At 58.6% G+C, this 15,178-nt stretch carries 17 protein-coding genes; 4 read left to right on the top strand and 13 right to left on the bottom strand.

Translation table 11 applies throughout. The features are described from left to right. The first annotated feature begins 484 nt into the window (after positions 1-484). Together FSY45_RS07845 and FSY45_RS07840 are read left to right on the top strand one after the other, a co-directional pair. Complete coding sequence (locus FSY45_RS07845) at positions 485-1,960, top strand: GGDEF domain-containing protein (RefSeq protein ID WP_255443238.1); 1,476 nt, start codon at positions 485-487, stop codon at positions 1,958-1,960. A gap of 159 nt (positions 1,961-2,119) precedes the next feature. After that, on the top strand, positions 2,120-3,286 hold the full coding sequence (locus FSY45_RS07840; RefSeq protein WP_003062843.1) for a GGDEF domain-containing protein: 1,167 nt from the start codon (positions 2,120-2,122) through the stop codon (positions 3,284-3,286). Between the two features lie 14 nt (positions 3,287-3,300). Here the strand turns inward: FSY45_RS07840 and FSY45_RS07835 are convergent, their stop codons facing one another. Both FSY45_RS07835 and FSY45_RS07830 read right to left on the bottom strand, forming a co-directional pair. Next, entirely contained in the window at positions 3,301-4,080 is a 780-nt protein-coding gene (locus FSY45_RS07835; protein WP_087082417.1) for a YoaK family protein, read from the bottom strand. Between the two features lie 150 nt (positions 4,081-4,230). After that, on the bottom strand, positions 4,231-5,448 hold the full coding sequence (locus FSY45_RS07830; RefSeq protein WP_003062847.1) for a GGDEF domain-containing protein: 1,218 nt from the start codon (positions 5,446-5,448) through the stop codon (positions 4,231-4,233). Positions 5,449-5,768: 320 nt separating this feature from the next. On the opposite strand from FSY45_RS07830, the gene FSY45_RS07825 reads away from it, so the two are divergent. Both FSY45_RS07825 and FSY45_RS07820 read left to right on the top strand, forming a co-directional pair. Then, positions 5,769-6,014, top strand: a complete 246-nt coding sequence (locus tag FSY45_RS07825) for a DUF333 domain-containing protein (RefSeq protein WP_034361540.1) — start codon at positions 5,769-5,771, stop codon at positions 6,012-6,014. A gap of 572 nt (positions 6,015-6,586) precedes the next feature. Beyond that, positions 6,587-6,967 (top strand): cupin domain-containing protein, encoded by a 381-nt coding sequence (locus tag FSY45_RS07820; protein WP_034389780.1) that lies wholly within the window; start codon positions 6,587-6,589, stop codon positions 6,965-6,967. Positions 6,968-7,307: 340 nt separating this feature from the next. Here FSY45_RS07820 and FSY45_RS07815 read toward each other — a convergent pair whose 3' ends face one another. The 11 genes from FSY45_RS07815 to FSY45_RS07765 form a co-directional block, all read right to left on the bottom strand. Then, complete coding sequence (locus FSY45_RS07815) at positions 7,308-7,502, bottom strand: hypothetical protein (protein WP_003053971.1); 195 nt, start codon at positions 7,500-7,502, stop codon at positions 7,308-7,310. A gap of 249 nt (positions 7,503-7,751) precedes the next feature. Then, positions 7,752-8,003 (bottom strand): hypothetical protein, encoded by a 252-nt coding sequence (locus FSY45_RS27795; protein ID WP_167599004.1) that lies wholly within the window; start codon positions 8,001-8,003, stop codon positions 7,752-7,754. A gap of 523 nt (positions 8,004-8,526) precedes the next feature. Continuing rightward, on the bottom strand, positions 8,527-8,874 hold the full coding sequence (locus tag FSY45_RS07805; RefSeq protein ID WP_046460171.1) for a PRC-barrel domain-containing protein: 348 nt from the start codon (positions 8,872-8,874) through the stop codon (positions 8,527-8,529). A gap of 68 nt (positions 8,875-8,942) precedes the next feature. Beyond that, positions 8,943-9,137, bottom strand: coding sequence for a hypothetical protein (locus FSY45_RS07800; RefSeq protein WP_046460172.1), 195 nt, complete (start codon positions 9,135-9,137; stop codon positions 8,943-8,945). A gap of 513 nt (positions 9,138-9,650) precedes the next feature. Further along, complete coding sequence (locus FSY45_RS07795) at positions 9,651-10,511, bottom strand: hypothetical protein (protein ID WP_046460173.1); 861 nt, start codon at positions 10,509-10,511, stop codon at positions 9,651-9,653. Positions 10,512-10,853: 342 nt separating this feature from the next. Continuing rightward, positions 10,854-11,615: a hypothetical protein gene (locus FSY45_RS07790; RefSeq protein ID WP_046460175.1), complete on the bottom strand. Its 762-nt coding sequence runs from the start codon at positions 11,613-11,615 to the stop codon at positions 10,854-10,856. 9 nt (positions 11,616-11,624) lie between these two features. Continuing rightward, positions 11,625-13,097 carry an amidohydrolase family protein gene (locus FSY45_RS07785; RefSeq protein WP_046460176.1) on the bottom strand — a complete coding sequence of 491 codons (1,473 nt, stop codon included), beginning with the start codon at positions 13,095-13,097 and terminating at the stop codon, positions 11,625-11,627. A 195-nt stretch (positions 13,098-13,292) separates the two neighbouring features. After that, positions 13,293-13,739 carry a universal stress protein gene (locus FSY45_RS07780; protein WP_003062865.1) on the bottom strand — a complete coding sequence of 149 codons (447 nt, stop codon included), beginning with the start codon at positions 13,737-13,739 and terminating at the stop codon, positions 13,293-13,295. Positions 13,740-13,958: 219 nt separating this feature from the next. Continuing rightward, positions 13,959-14,201, bottom strand: coding sequence for a hypothetical protein (locus FSY45_RS07775; RefSeq protein ID WP_046460178.1), 243 nt, complete (start codon positions 14,199-14,201; stop codon positions 13,959-13,961). 79 nt (positions 14,202-14,280) lie between these two features. Then, on the bottom strand, positions 14,281-14,457 hold the full coding sequence (locus FSY45_RS28490; RefSeq protein WP_080944364.1) for a Rha family transcriptional regulator: 177 nt from the start codon (positions 14,455-14,457) through the stop codon (positions 14,281-14,283). A gap of 39 nt (positions 14,458-14,496) precedes the next feature. Then, positions 14,497-15,138, bottom strand: coding sequence for an FABP family protein (locus tag FSY45_RS07765; protein WP_003062870.1), 642 nt, complete (start codon positions 15,136-15,138; stop codon positions 14,497-14,499). Between the last annotated feature and the right edge of the window lie 40 nt (positions 15,139-15,178).

Here is a 15,178-nt window from a genome sequence, read left to right as displayed (position 1 = left end):
TCAGGTTTGGCACCGGTTTTGAAAGCTAGGCTGACGCATGGCATTTGCAGGCGCTTGATGACCATGTCCCAAGAAGCTCTGGGTTGCGAATGTCATTGTGATCCAGGCCGGAGACGGTCAGTGGCTTGCAGTGGCTGTGACCGGCAAAACTGGGGTTTACCGGTATGTCCGAGCTGGTACGCAGACGACCGGTGCGTCAGCGCATCGAGGCGACACGATCCGCAAATGCCGGGCTGCCGGGCACTCGTGGCATCTGCGGCTTGGCTGCTTCAGCACCGACCGTTCGAGCCTGTCCGATGTGCAGCAGCTTTGTAATATCTTCTGCCTGATTCAGAGGCCAAAGGTTTGCGCCTCCGGTCTGTTGACCAGGCGGTCATTTTCGGTGTGCTGCCAAATGCAAACCGGTTCGCAAACCGGTCCATATGGGTAAAAAGTTTGTCAAGCATTTCATATATGTCCAATCATTAACATCTCTGCCGGCCGCTTGCTCAATACCGGCGCGGATATCGATGACTGTGCGGGTGTCAGGGGCGGTCAGAAAATAATGTGTCGCAGCGTTCCCAATCAAGGTGAGAATGTGGCGATGGAGAAGAATAGTTATATTTCGTCACTTTCTGATTCTCGCCTGGATACCCAACCGCAACTGCTTGAGGTGGCTGTGGCCCAGGCATTTAATGCCGTGGTGATAACCGATGCCGAAATGGCTGGCGGTGGCCCGTTCATTAGCTATTGCAACAAGGCATTTACCAGCATGACCGGTTACGCCACAGAGGAGCTGCTGGGCCGGTCTCCGCGTATATTGCAGGGCCCCGAGACGGATCAGCAGGTGATTGAGCAATTGCGCCAATGCCTTGCCGAGGGTCGTTTTTTTCAAGGTAGCGCAGTCAACTACCGCAAGGATGGAACGCCATACCATGTGTCCTGGAATATCTCTGCCGTGCGGGATGTAGACGGGAAGATCACGCATTTTGTATCCGTGCAGCAGGATGTGACGCGGCAGGTGGAAAGCGAAAGGCAGCGGGATTTGATGATCCAGGCATTGAACTCGGCCAATGCGCCGGTATTCATTACCGATCGCAATGGCTATCTCGTGTTTGTCAATCATGCTTTTGAGCATCAGACGGGTTATTGCGCAGCCGAAGTAATGGGCCGCACGCCGGCCATGCTGCAGTCCGGCTCACATACGGCACAGTTTTATGCCGAGTTGCGCGACGCCTTGGTGCGCGGGGAAAACTTCAGCCGGACTTTCATCAATCGGCGCAAGGATGGCGAGCTCTACCATGCTGCCCAGAGCATTTCGGCGCTGCGCGATGCCAGGCACCGGATAACGCACTATGTGAGCATTTCCAAAGACATCAGCGACCTGGTTCAGCGTGAACAGGAACTGCTGGTACGGGCCTACCGGGATGATCTGACCGGCTTGCCCAACCGCAGTGCCGGAAGTTATGAGCTGGAAAATTGCCAGCGAATTGCCGAGCGTCAAGGCGTTCCCTATGCACTGATCATGTGCGACGTCGATCTGTTCAAGCAGGTCAACGATCAGTTCGGCCATGAGGCCGGCGACCAGGTTCTGCAGCAGATCGCAAAAGTCCTCAGGAGCACCGTACGGTCTTCGGAGCATGTTGCGCGCTGGGGTGGCGAGGAGTTCCTGATCATCGTACCGGGCGTCGGCCTGCAGGCGGCCCTGGAGCTGGCCGAGCGGCTGCGCCGCAGCATCGCATCGCACAGCTACGCGGCGGCAGGAACCATCACCATGTCGTTCGGCGTGGGCAGCTGGCAGGCCGGTGAAGCCTCTGCGCAACTGCTGCGCCGCACCGACATGGCCTTGTACCGGGCCAAGAGTTCGGGCCGCAATCAGGTCCGGAGGGCTCGCTATCCGGGCCGGGGCGACGAACTCGAGCGCAGCAGGGATGGCTCTCGTGACGCCTGGCCCGTCCCGCGCACCGGAGCCGGTAACTGATATTTGTCGGGAAATCGATTTCTCGGCTTTTGGACACTTGCTAACATCGCCCCGAATTCAACAGTCCACTGATCAAACGGACTCCTTCTTCCTAACCTCAGAGCATGGGTAGCCACCAATGTGTAGCCGCGCGAATGAGCTTTACTGATCGGCTGATTCATGCCTAGCAATTTGCAGCTGTACTTGTTGGTCGCGCCGGTATGCATAACGGCACTGGGCGCACTCATGGCTTTTTGCTGGCTTGCACAGCGCCGCTCAGTGTTTCTGCTCTCGACGGCTTGTGGGTTGACACTTACGGGGCTTGCCTTGGGTTGGCAGTGCTTGACACCTCACGGACAACTGGTTCGGTGGGCTGTTTACACCGGGCCCATTTATCTGCTTGGTGCCTGGCTCTGTACCTGGGGCGTCGCTCAAAAGTTTTCCGTCTCCTCATATCCCAAGATCTCGGCCCTGGTATCGATCATCGTGGTTGCTGCTCTTTACGAGTACAGCATCGTGCAGGACAACATTGCTGCGCGCGTGCTCTGGCTGAACACAGGGCTTGGCATCATTCACTTCATACCGTTTCCTGCCATTGCGCTAAAAAAAGTCAGACGTGACGGGCTGGAAAAGCTGCTTTACCGGTCCTATGGGGCCTTTGCGATCTATACAGTGCTCAGGCCCATCATGGTGCTGTTTCTGGGATTCACTGAGCTCCAGGACATGCTCAGCTCCATTTACTGGTTGGTCACCATGCTGGGCTCGCTATTGTTCAGCCTGGTGTTCTCGGGCCTCATGCTCATCGTTTCGATGAGGGATGCAATGGCCACACTCAGAGACGAGCGCAATCACGACATGCTGACTCGCGTGTTGAATCGTCGCGGCTTCTGGGAGCTTGCAGACCCGCTGGCCCGGGATCGAAAAGCGCAACCGCTTTCCATCGTGGTGGCGGATCTGGATCACTTCAAGCGGGTCAACGACAACTGGGGGCACGAATATGGAGACGGAGTACTCAAGGCCGTCGCGGAAGTCATACAGGCAAGTGTCCGTGGAACCGACCTGGTGGCTCGCTTTGGAGGCGAAGAATTTGTGCTGCTGTTGACCCATGCCGACATTGAGACTGCACAACGTGTGGCGCAGCGTATTCGTGCCGGAGCGGTCGAGATCATTGCGCCATTGCCCGATGGTCAGCGCGTGACCTTGAGCATGGGTGTCGTTGTCAGTCCATTCGGCAGCGATCTGCGCGAAGCCCTAATGAGGGCTGACCAGCAACTCTACAAGGCCAAGGAGCTTGGGCGCGATCAGGTCGTCGTGCATGGACCCGGAGACGTCGCGGCAGCGGCGTGAGATACCGGATGCACTCAGCTCTTCTTGCTGAAGAGTGACGGCCGCTCGGCGGACTGCGCTGCATCGCGCATAAATGGCGGCACGGACAGTACAAGCAAAAGAGCGGCCAGCGGAACCACGCAGATGAAGCCGATATGCTTGAAGCCCAGTGCACCGGTAATGCCGCCCAGCACAAACATCAAGATCAGCCCTGCGGACACCTTCATACGGCGCCAGTCATGACGAACCAGGGGCGACAGTTGCAGGCCGGCATTGGCGTGGCGCTTCCAGAAGAACATCTTGCCCAGTTCCATGCCCAGATCCGTGAAATTGCCGGTCATGTGCGTGGTGCGAGTGCTGCCGCCGGATGTCTTGGAACCCACGGCATTCTGCAAACCCATCATGAAGGACAGCAGCAGCACGGTCAGCGGCACTGCGAAGGGAGTGTTCCAGGTCAAGGTGACTGTGCCCATCAGGCCGAAGGCAATCAGCATGACGGCCTCCAGCATCAGTGGCAGGGCATAGACGCTGTACAGATGGCGTTTGCGCCCCCAGTTCACCAGCAACGCGCAGACGGCCGCGCCTGTTGTAAAGGCGATGATGGCACCAAGCGCATTCAGCAGCAGCTTGGCGTTCTCAAGCACCAGGCCGTCAGCCAGTTGAGAGGCAAAGCCCGTCATGTGCGAGGTATACATCCGCAGCACAAGAAAGCCGCCAGCGTTGACCGCACCTGCGTTAAAGGCCAGCAGCAGACCCAGGGCGATATTGGTGGACGGCGTGCGATGCCGGTTGGTGAGATGGCGAAGTCTGCGCATCAAGGATTCCACTGACAAAAGTGCACCCATGACGGGGTGCATCAATGCTGGCAAATTGGTTTGCCAGCGACCATACAGGAATCATTGTGGGCCAACTTGGATACGTGAGCTGCCCGGTGCGTGATGGCATTGGTCAGCGAATTCACCGGCTTACATCAGCAATGCCATGGGGTGGTCTGCCGGTAAGGTGTGTTCAAAGCTGATGTCTGGGTAAGTGCGGCCTTCCACATGAACGCGGTCTCGGCCAGCATTTTTGGCACTGTACAGCAACTGGTCGGCTTGCCTCAGTGCACCTTCAAGCTGGTCGGCATTGCTGATTGAAGTGATGCCAAAGCTCAGCGTCAGGGCTGGCCCTTTCGGCAATAGCTCCTGGTCATTTCTCAACTCCAGGCCAATGCGCTTGGCGACTTGCTCGGCACCTTGCAAATCGATCTTTGTCAGCAGAACCATAAACTCTTCACCGCCGAAGCGTGCAACCAGATCATTGCTGCGCACATTGTGCTGCATCGCTCTGGCGACAAGCTGCAAGACCTCGTCACCTTTGTCATGCCCCCAGTTGTCGTTGATGCGTTTGAAATGATCAATATCGCTGGCCAGAAGCGCCATGGGATATAGGCGTTGGTCGGCCAGGCGATGCTGTGCGGCTTCACTGAATGCGCGGCGATTCAGTATCTGGGTCAGAGCATCCAGGTCGCGTTCAGTGCGCAGTTGACGGACTGTGTCCCTGATGGTGACTGCACAGACTAAAACCGTGAAGAGCAATGCAAAAAGCAAAATACTCATCAGCGTTGTCAGCCAATAGGTTGAGTTGGCATCCATGGCATCGCCGAGACCGTTATGCGCGAAAGTCGCGACCAGCGTCGGGCGCAGCATGGTAAAGACGGCATAAAACATATAGGACCACAGCAAAATCCTATCCAGCCAGTCGTTGGTGAGGCCTCGTTTGAGGACTGCCGGCACTGGCAGCAAGAGCATCAGAGCTACGCCTATACCGAATGTGTGCAGCCTACCCACCTGGTTCTGTGCCACGTTGGCGAAATAGTAGAGCGAGGCCAGCGTCGCGGCACACAAGACAAGGGCTGCAAGCGGATATGTGGGTACACACCGACGCTCTGAAAAGCTCTTGGAAAAACACCAAGCTCCCGCCAGAAACAGTGCGTTGACGAGAACCACATAGTGATTGAGGACTTCAAACTTCAGCACGCTGCGAATGCTGATGGACATTGCGGTTAGCAGGAAAGAGGCGCACAGCCAGAGTAGAAAGCGTTGCTTGGGCTGGGTCGCCCAGCACACTCCCAGCAGGCCGGCCAGGAAGAGCAGGGACAGAGATGGCATCAACACAAAGATGTGGTCGTTGCTCGTATGCATACACACAGCCCTTCTGCTAGTGATCACCAACAGACAGGCCAGACTGGCCATATCTCTAGTCAAATCTAAATGCCAAGGCGGCCATTAATGTGTCAGCCGCTCATCTTCCGGATCACAAATTAACAACTTCTTGCGATTTCTGACAGTTCACTTTTCCTCTTTTGGAGGTGAAATAACTAAAAGTGACATTGGCTGACAGAGTGCCGCCAACATCGTCGGTGCCAACCCTTAGCCCATATGTATGAAGGAGATGAGAGATTGATGTGAGTCAGGATTTTTTGCGGCTCAATGAAAAAGGCGGCATTTGCTACATTGAGCCCATGAAAAAAGCACTTGGAACCACCAGCGCAGTACTTTCTGCACTGGCCATCAGCGGTTGTGCCCAGACTCAGTCCGCTGCGCCTGTGATCGGCATGGCCAACCCCGCATCGGTGTACTGCGCCAAGCTGGGCGGCAAGACCCGCATCGAGAAGACCACTGCCGGAGAGCGCGGCATCTGCGTGCTGCCCAACGGCACGGAAATCGACGAGTGGGAGCTGTTCCGCCGCGACCACCCTGCAAAGTAACCGAGCCGTAGTCCTAACATCAGCGGGCTCAAGTGCTAGTAGGTTCTTGGTGCACGGCGGATGACTCGGGCATTTACCTCGCTGAGGCCAAGGGGGCGGCGCGACCCATCGTGCCTCCGTGAATGGCAGACAAAAAAGCCCATACGGCGCAGGCTGGGTGGGCGGGGTCTGGACAGTTCAGCCAGCTTTATCAATGGCTAAGGCATTGGCTGTGCCCAAAATAGTCAGCACCGCGCCGTCTTGGGGCTGCGCAAAGAAGTCATACCGTTCTTGCTGCAGCTGCATTCGATCTGCTTGCTGTATGCAAATCTGAAAAATCTGTGCGAACTTGTGGCGCTTTAGATGGGCCGCGTAGGCACCACGTATGTCAAAGCATGCTTTTTGCTGTCAGCCGTGAATTGGGCGGCGCAGACAGTGCCGTGCCGCATGCAGCAATTGGTAACTGATAAGTGCTCCTGGCAATGCCATGCGAATGACGTAGTGATAAGTTTTTTCATCTGTCCTTCGGCTCACCAGCTATACCTGAAGAATTCCTTGGGGCTCGAGGTGCAGCTCTTATGAAGGAGAAAATCATGGCCACTCCAGTCAGCGTTGAGAAGCTAGAAGTCAGGTCACACAGCGAGCCTGATGAACTTCGCACACCTAGCAAAACTCGCGTGGAGCTCGTAAAGCTTCAGGGCTACACGATTGGACGGTTCAACTTTGAGCCCGGATGGCGCTGGTCCGAATGCATCAAGCCCGTGGTGAAGACTGAATACTGCCAGCTCTCGCATGTGGGGCACGTCGTTTCGGGAAAGCTCACCGTTCAAATGCAGGACGGCTCTCAGAAAATGCTCAGCGCAGGCGAGTCCTACGCCATCCCACCCGGGCACGATGCCTGGGTCGAAGGGACTGAACCCTTTGTCGGCCTTGAGGTGCTGAGTGCAGAGGTCTACGCAAAACCTTCCGAGTAACGCTCGCGCAAGTGCTTGCGGGCTTGCCATAGCAGATTGAGGTAGCGGTAGTACATGCCAACCACTTGGCAAAAAAGCCTGCTAGGTCTGGAACCTTGCGGGCTTTTGTCTGCTTGGCGGGCGCTTCCGAGCTTCTGAATTGGCGATTGCGTTGCGCCCGCCCTATCTGCATTTGAAGGTGTGCTGCAGCTGATGGCATCGTCTGGATTGAACTAGCAGTCTTGCTTTCCATAGCAGGCAGCAGCCGGCTGTGTTGGCTGTCGTGGTGCTGGAGCTGTTGCCGTTGCCGTACGGTGTCGATGGGGCATGGGCTGTTCGCGGGGGGCAGCGGGACGGTAGATCAGGGCTTTTCACGCAGGCACTGGACGGTGTGGGCGTCCAGCCATTCGGCGTGCATGCCCGGGCAGGCGAACTCGTCGCGCACGGATTTGGTGAGGGTGGTGGGTTCGTCTGCCTGGGCGTTGGGGGTGGCAAGCCACAGTACGCCCATGAAGATGGCGGCGACGAGGATCAGGGATTCGATGATCTTTTCCATGATATTTCTCCGGTCTGGCGCTTGTCAGGAAAACGCCTATGGTTATCAAAATCGATGAGGTCGACCGTTCACAGCGGCCAGGCTTCCGGGGTGGTGGCAATGACGACCGCCACGCCGATGAGGCAAAAGATACCCAGGAGGCTGAGGCTCCATTGCGCGGCGGTCAGTAGCTTTGTTCCAAGGCCGGGGCGATCAAGAGCAGGACTGTCAGGAGCAGCGCGAGCAGGGCGGTGGGGATGTGTGGCCATTTCACAGGCCTCCCTTCTCGCGCAGGCGCTGCACGAGGTCTTCATCAACGGGTTGAGGAACGGTGCTGTACAGCATGGAGTCTCCTTTTGGCGAGAAGCAGGCCCGCTGGATGGGCGGGGTCGGATAAAAAAGACCAGCGCTCTTGAGAGCAGGTGAAACCAACAAAGGTATGGTGGAGTGAATGCGCTTCGCGCTCTGGCGCAGCAAGCTGTTGCCTTGAATTTTACTGTTATTTTTATCAGTGCTGTTCATTTGTACAGTAGTTTAAATTTCCCCTGTACAGCGCGTCAACAGACATCGACCTCATGTGTTGCGTGGCTGCACTGAGCGTCTACCGGCAAAGAAAAAGCCCACCGGCGTTGGCTGGTGGGCTTGCGTGTAAAGGCCGATGCCTTGCGGCGTGCCTGGGGAAGCAGAGGGAGGGTAGAGAACCTCAGGCTCGGCAGAAAGCAATGGATATCATCACCATCTGGTGTGACCGCTCAGACCGCAGCTCACGGCTTGTGCACCACGGTATTGGTAAAGCGTATTTCAGGCCTCGATTTTGAGCAATACCTTGTACCGGGAACCATCACACCAGATGGCCCCGCTTGACCCTGCGGGGAGAGGTCGCGCTTAAGGCCCGCGGGGCCAGGAGGCTACATTTGAAAATCTCCGCGCAAAAAAAAGCCGACCGCGAGGTGGGCTGAACTCCAACTGGTTGGTGGCCGGCGCCGACCGGCCTGCGGTTCTTCTTGAGTTTGGGCACTAGCGCATGTGTGGTTGCGTGCCGGAGTTAGACAAAGGGCACACCGTAGTGGTCATAAACACGGCGGCCATAGTCGTCGGTGTATTCGGGCAATCTTCCTCCCTCGTAGTGAGGGGCGTTTTCAAGCCGCTCCTTGGTGACGGAAACCACGTACCCGCCTTGGCTGGGCTCGTATTTGAGGCTATCCCACGGCAGTGGGTAGAGATCTGAGCCTATGCCCAGGAAACCGCCAAACTGCATCACTGCATATCGAATCTTGCCGGTGAGCTTGTCGATCATCAGTGACTCGATAGCTCCCAGCTTGTCGCCGTTGGGGTTGTAGACGTTGGTGCCGTTGACACGATCGGATGAGATGACAGGTGAGGCTAATTGCATTCCTGCTCCTTTCTTTGCGTGGTACAGAACAACGCTGGTAAGCTGGGCCAGCGCTGAGGCGCTCCCTTTCACTGCTGAGGCGTTTTGTGCTGCTGCCCAGGCTGCTGTTGCTGAGCAGGGTTCTTCTGCTGTCCCGGGGTTTGCTGTTGCTGCTGGCCGGGCTGGCTGGTGCTCTGGCCTGGTTGGCGTTGCCCAGGGCTTTGCTGCTGCTGTTGCTTGTCCTGTTGGCTGGGGCTGTGCTGCTGGTTCGCTTGTTGCGTCATTTCCTTCACTCCTTCAGGTTGGTGACCAGCAAACCGGGTTGGCTTGCTGTGGGTGCATGGTCGCCGAGCCATGGAAAACCCTTCTGTAGGAGAACGTGGCGCAACGCTGAATTTTGTGAGTTCACGGCCATTACGTAGCATTTGGTTTACGTTTGAGGCGGAACTCTCGATATTCCTCACAGTATTCATCAGGACAGGCAGCAGGATATGGTGGGTTCCGGGCCCATTCAGGGTTGCGGTTTCTGCTGCCCTGGTGCAAGTCGTTCCAACCGCAGTACCCTGGATCGGGTCCACCGGCTGGCCTTATGCTTTGGTGGAGGGCGCTGCGGTGATTCCAGTCAGCCTAGCCACTTTGCCCTTGTCCGCATTCGGCAGGCCCATTGGCTTTTCTCAGAGCTAGCTGTTTTGATAGCTTCCGGCGTTTGGTGGATAAGCGCTGGAGGCTTATTTGATCCAGATTCCTGAGTGCGGAGAAAAGCCCCTGCAGCTACTGGTTGGCAGGGGTTTTTCTGTTCAGGCCAGGCAGTTCAGGTCGTAGCCCACCATGAAGAGTGAAGCTTCCATGGCGCGCATGCGATCGGGCTGGCCTGAAAACAGGCTGGGGGTCTTGCGCAGGGTTTCGGCCATTACCCAGGCCAGCCGTACCTTGGCGCCAGCCCAGCGCTGGGGCGTGCTTTGGCTGGTGTAGAGCAGGGTGCCCGGCGACGGTGGCTGGTCAAACAGGCAAGCCAGTTTGTGCTGGGGCTTCTGGCTGCCGCCGGCCAGAGGGAAGCTCAGCGTATCGGGCAGGTGGCGCGTGCCGCTACTGCGGCGCCAAAACTCCACCAGTGCAGCCGCTGCAGCACTGACCCGCGAGTCATAGATGGGCAAGCCTTCTGCCGAATAAAAGGCGTGCACCTTGGTGAGCATGGAGTTCATGAGCTGCACTGTCGGAAAGCCAGTGCGCAGGCTGGCCGAGCCAAGCGCCATCTCCTGATGGGTCTGGGCAATGTAGTGGCTGATATTCGTGCCAAGGCCCACAAGAAAGGGCCGCGCGCCTTCCTTGGGGTTGCGCTCGCCGCCCCAGTCCAGCACATCGCTACAGGCGGCCAGGGTGGCTGTCGCATCGTTGGCCTGCACGGCGGTGCGCAGCTTGGCAGAAAGAGCGCTTGTCTTGATGCACGACTCGGCCCAGTCGCCCGTTGCCAGGCCGGTCGCCCGCCAGCGGTAGTGGCGAGGTACCAGATCGGCAAAACGGGTGGTGGCTGTCAAACCCTTGGGTACGTAGCTGGAAGAGCGAATGTTCAACTGAATCTGTCGCTGGGGGAGTGTGGCTGCAAGCCAGTCGGTAAAGCCTATGACTTCGGGCTGCTGCAGAAATTCGGTGCGATTCATTGATGCCTCGTGGCCTGTCGGATTTCTTGTTTTGCTCAGTTGGTGCGGTTTTGACATTGTCGCCCGGCAAGGGAGGCTGGCGGAGCAAGCAAAGGCAGACTGCTGCAATGAGTGCACACGCCCCAGGTTTATGCTGTGGTGGTGTTGCGAGCGCTTTTTCAGGCTCAGACTCCTCATGTGGTTGAGGAGACTCCATGCGCTGAAACTGAGTGAGATCGCGCACCAGTTAATCCAGCGCTACTGAGGGCCTGACGCAGCCCGGTTCGCCCGCAGCGATTGCTGTATGTGGCATTGCAGACCGCTGGTCTGCCGGGCCGGGTATTGTCTATCCGCTGGCGGTGATCAGAACCTGAGCGTCGCTCCGACGATCGGGCCGCTCTGGCTGAAGTCCAGTCGCTTGCCATTGTCACGGTAGTCCACGCTCAGGTGGCGGTAGCCTATGGACACAAAAATGTTTTCCTTGACCTGGTAGTTCACCGAGGCATGAACCTGCCAGGTGAACTTCGAGCCCACATCCAGCCCGCCCATATCGGCATACAGCAAGCTCGACCAGCGCGGCGCAATGTCGTAGCGCCAGCGTGCGGCGACCACGGGGTCGACGAACGAGGTGTTGGACTGCGCGGACGCCACCCCTGGCACATTCACTTCGGCCTTGATCTGCCACAGGCGCAGGCCCGCCATCAGGTCGAAGCTCGACTGGGGGCTCAGCATCCAGTTGTGCCCGCCGGTCATAGTCAGCGAGGTCTGACGAATCTTGGCATTGGCACTCAGGCCCAGGGGCAGGGCGGCCTGGTCCGATGTAGCTGCGTAGCTGAAGTCGCCCTGCAGCACATATTGTCCCTTGCGTGCCGTGCCGTTCACAAAGGCTGCAGCGTCCAGGTCCTCCAGAATGTCCGAGAACGATTTGTTCACGCTCACCGTTGGCGCTCCTCTGAACGGGCGGACGCTGCCGTCCAGCCTCGTCAGCCATACATAGGGCGTGAGCTGATAGCGCCATGCATCGGCCGCCGCCTTGTCCTGCGCCCAGGCTGGCGTGCCGGCCAGCAGGCCCACGGCCAGCGCCGCCGCTGCCATGCCCGGAGTGGTGTTGATGTGCTGGGTCATTTGTCTCCCCTACAGCGTGTTCTTGTGTACCTTGCCGTCCTTCATGATCAGGCGCAGGTTCTGTTCCGGGTTGCTCAGGAAGTCCAGATTCACCGTCGGGTCGCCATCGGCCACCAAAAGATCGGCAAATGCGCCAGGGGCGATGCGGCCCAGCGGCTGGGGGTTGCGCTCGCCTGACAGGGCCAGCAGTTCGCCGTTGGTGCCCGTGGCCTGCTTCAGCAGCGTCATCGGGTCGTAAAAGCGCGTCAGCTTGGCCAGTTGCTTGCCTTGTGTGACAGTGCCCTTGGGGCTGAACAGAATGTCCGTGCCCCAGCCCGTCTTGATGCCGTACTTCTGCGCCATCTCATAGGCGCGCACCGTGCCCTGGGCCACGCGCGACTGGCTCTCGCGGCGCACTGCATCGATGTGGGGGTTGGCGTCCTCGTCCTGCAAAAACGGTTGCAGGCTCCACCACACGCCCTCGTCGCGCATCATGCGCACGCTTTCCTCGTCGGCCAACTGGCCGTGTTCGATGCTCTTCACGCCCGCCTTGATGGCCCGCTTGATGCCTTTGGGCGTGTAAACATGCGCCATCACATAGGTGTTCCAGTCTGCGGCGGCTTCCACGCCGGCGCGCAGCTCCTTCTCGGTGAACTGGGTGCTGTCCAGCGGGTCGTACAGCGATGCCACGCCGCCGCCTGCCAGCATCTTGATTTGCGAGGCCCCCAGCATCAACTGCTCGCGCACGCGGCGCAGCACCTCGGCCTCGCCATCCGCAATCATGGCCACGCCGGTTTGCTCCACCATGCTCAGCGGCTCGTTCGCTGCACGCGGAATATCACTGCGAAGGCGGAAGTCGCCATGGCCCGAGGTCTGAGAAATCATCGCCCCGCTGGGATAGATGCGCGGGCCCGGGATCATGCCCTCGTCGATCGCGCGCTTGAGCGCAAAGGCGGGGCCGCCCGCGTCGCGCACCGAGGTAAAGCCGCGCATCAGCGTGCGCTGTGCCTCCTGCGCGGCGGAGATATACAGATAGCCCAGATCTGCCGTCATGGCCGTCATCTGCGGAATGGCTGCCAGCATGGTGTGCCAGTGCGTATCGATCATGCCCGGCATCACCAGCTTGCCCTGGCAGTCGATCACTTGCGCACCTTCCACCTTTTCGCCGGCAGAGGGCAGGGCGGCAATCAGCTTGCCCTGGATCAGCACCTGGACGCCTTGGCGCACCGACTTGCCCGTGCCGTCAAACAGGCGCAGATTGGTCAGCAACACGGGGCGGTCGGCCGGCCTGGCCGCCCCGCCCTCGCCTGTCTCGGCAGCATGCAGGGTCACAAATGGCGCCATCATGGCCGCCACCCCGCCCACAAACATGCGGCGCGACATATCGCTCATCACCCGCTCATGCAGCAACTGGCACACCACGCTGCCGCAGGTGCAGGCTCTCGGGCGAATCGGGCCGGTCTGCCACGCCAGGCCGGCAGCGGTTGCGATTGCGTGACTCATCTGCTTTTCCCTTTTTTCAAAATGAACAAGAGACGCCGCTGCCGGCGTGACAAATGGAACCAAAAGCTCACAATTTGATGCACCGATGCTACACGACGATCGGCCATGAAAAAGCGCCCCACCGCACGAGGGCGATGGGGCGTTGCTTGCATTATGAGAGCGGCCGGGAAGTGGCTGCGCTGCAGTCGAGCATGCTTAAACCGGGCGGTGCACCAGAACCGGAATGCTGCTGTTGACCAGTACGCGCTGGGTCTCGCTGCCCAGCAAAATGCCGGCAATGCCCTTGCGGCCGTGTGATGCCATGCAGATCAGATCGCAGTTACCCTCCTGCGCCTGCTTGATGATGGCCTGATTGATGGAGATATTCGTGACCCGCACCGTCTGGCAGGCCACGCCCTCGGTCTTGGCAATGTCCAGGGCAGCTTGCAACACCTGATCTGCTTCCTTCTGGGCGCTCTTGTCGAACTCTGCAGAGTTGTAGGCGATCAGCGCCTCGGCTCCGTAAATCATGGCTGCGTAATCCGGCATCACATAAAGCGCCGTCACCTGTGCGCCTTGTTCCTTAGCCAGTTGTATGCCCGCGCGCAGCGCGGCCTCAGAGAGCTTAGAGCCGTCCGTAGGAATCAAAATGTGCTTGAACATATCCAGCCTCCTTGCGCATAGGTGCGCGTCTTGTTGCCAAATCAATTCGATCGATCACCGAACTCATACTCACACTCCAGGGCTGCTAATGCAACACCGTGAAATGAGTATTCAGACGGTTTCCTGATGGAAATCAAATTCATGAGGTTGCAGGTAAAATCCGCCTCAAGCCCTTATCCATAAAGCGTTGGAAGCTATCAGAAGCAGACTGTCCGAAGGTCATGCGCAGCCTGCTCTGCGGCTGTTGCCGGTCGGCAGGCTGGACTGCCTCTCGCGGTGCTGGGAGCAGGCCGTTGCCAGTTTGGCCAGTTGGGCGTCGGTCGAGCCGATGATCTCGCCGTCGGCAATGCGCCATGGCAGGCTGTCGAAGGAGGCCTGCCTCAGCTCGATCACAATCGGCTGTATATGGCGCAGGGTGGGCGACCGTAATTCAGGTTCGGCAGGTGGCTGCTGTGCGCTCATCTATCGGCATCGCCCCGTATCAAGGTCTTGAACGCAGTGCGGTGCACTTGCGCCTCAGTCTTCGCGACCAGATTGAAGGTCAGCTCCATGCGCCGAATGCCGGCAGCCTGTTGCGAACGGCCTCCATGCGCTGAAAGGCATCTATATAAGCCGGTTTGAAGGCAAGCGCCTTCTTGCCTGTAAGGGCCATGGCCAGCAGCGTAAGGTCATCACGGACGATGCGGTAATCGGGGGAGTGTGCGCCCTGCGGATCCAGTGAATTCGGCCGGGGCGTGGAGTCCTTTGAGAGTGCTAATCAGATTTCAACTGCGGCCCTTGCCGTTGGGTTGGGCGTGGGCTCGCCAATCTTGTGCAAGGTGTTGCGGTCGGTATGGGCAAAAGGCTCGCTCTGGCCGGGGATGGTCAGCGTGGTTTCCTGCTCGTACGACCAGGTGCCGTCCGAGTGCTTGGTGATGGTGATGGTATAGGCGTCGGTTCTGAAGGCGTGCTCCAGAAACGGGTTGCTGGAGATGCCGTTGACGGTGGAGCCGCGCTCGGCCCTGAGGGTGAAGCTGGTGGCGTCAGCCGTGGTCTTGCCCGTGGCCATGGCGGTCTGTCCGCGCGGGATGGTCAGGGTCTGGATGATGTTGCCGGTGGCAGGCTCCCACAGCCAGTAACCGACCTGGTCGTGAAAGGTTTCCACATCGTCGGGCTTGACGATGCGTGTGTGGTAGCGCAGGCCATAGAAGAGCTGTGGCCCGTTGGTTTGCGCATCGATGGGCTGGCACTCCATGTGCTCGATAAAGGCCTGCTTTTCGGGGCCGTCAGCCTTTGGGTTGATGTCCAGGCCGCGCTTGCCGATCCAGATACCGGCCATGCCGGTGAGGGGGCCGAGGTTGGCCAGGGTATTCACATCGGGCGTGGGCTCGGTGTAGATGTCTTTGGGAAAGTTTTCCATATTGTGTAACGGGCTTTCACTTTGAATCTGTTGAAGCCAG

This window comes from Comamonas sp. Z1, from assembly GCF_008121555.1.
In the GTDB taxonomy this organism is placed as follows: domain Bacteria; phylum Pseudomonadota; class Gammaproteobacteria; order Burkholderiales; family Burkholderiaceae_C; genus Comamonas; species Comamonas thiooxydans.
The sequence above is the reverse complement of the archived record's forward strand: the minus strand, read 5'-3'. Positions and strand labels throughout refer to the sequence as shown.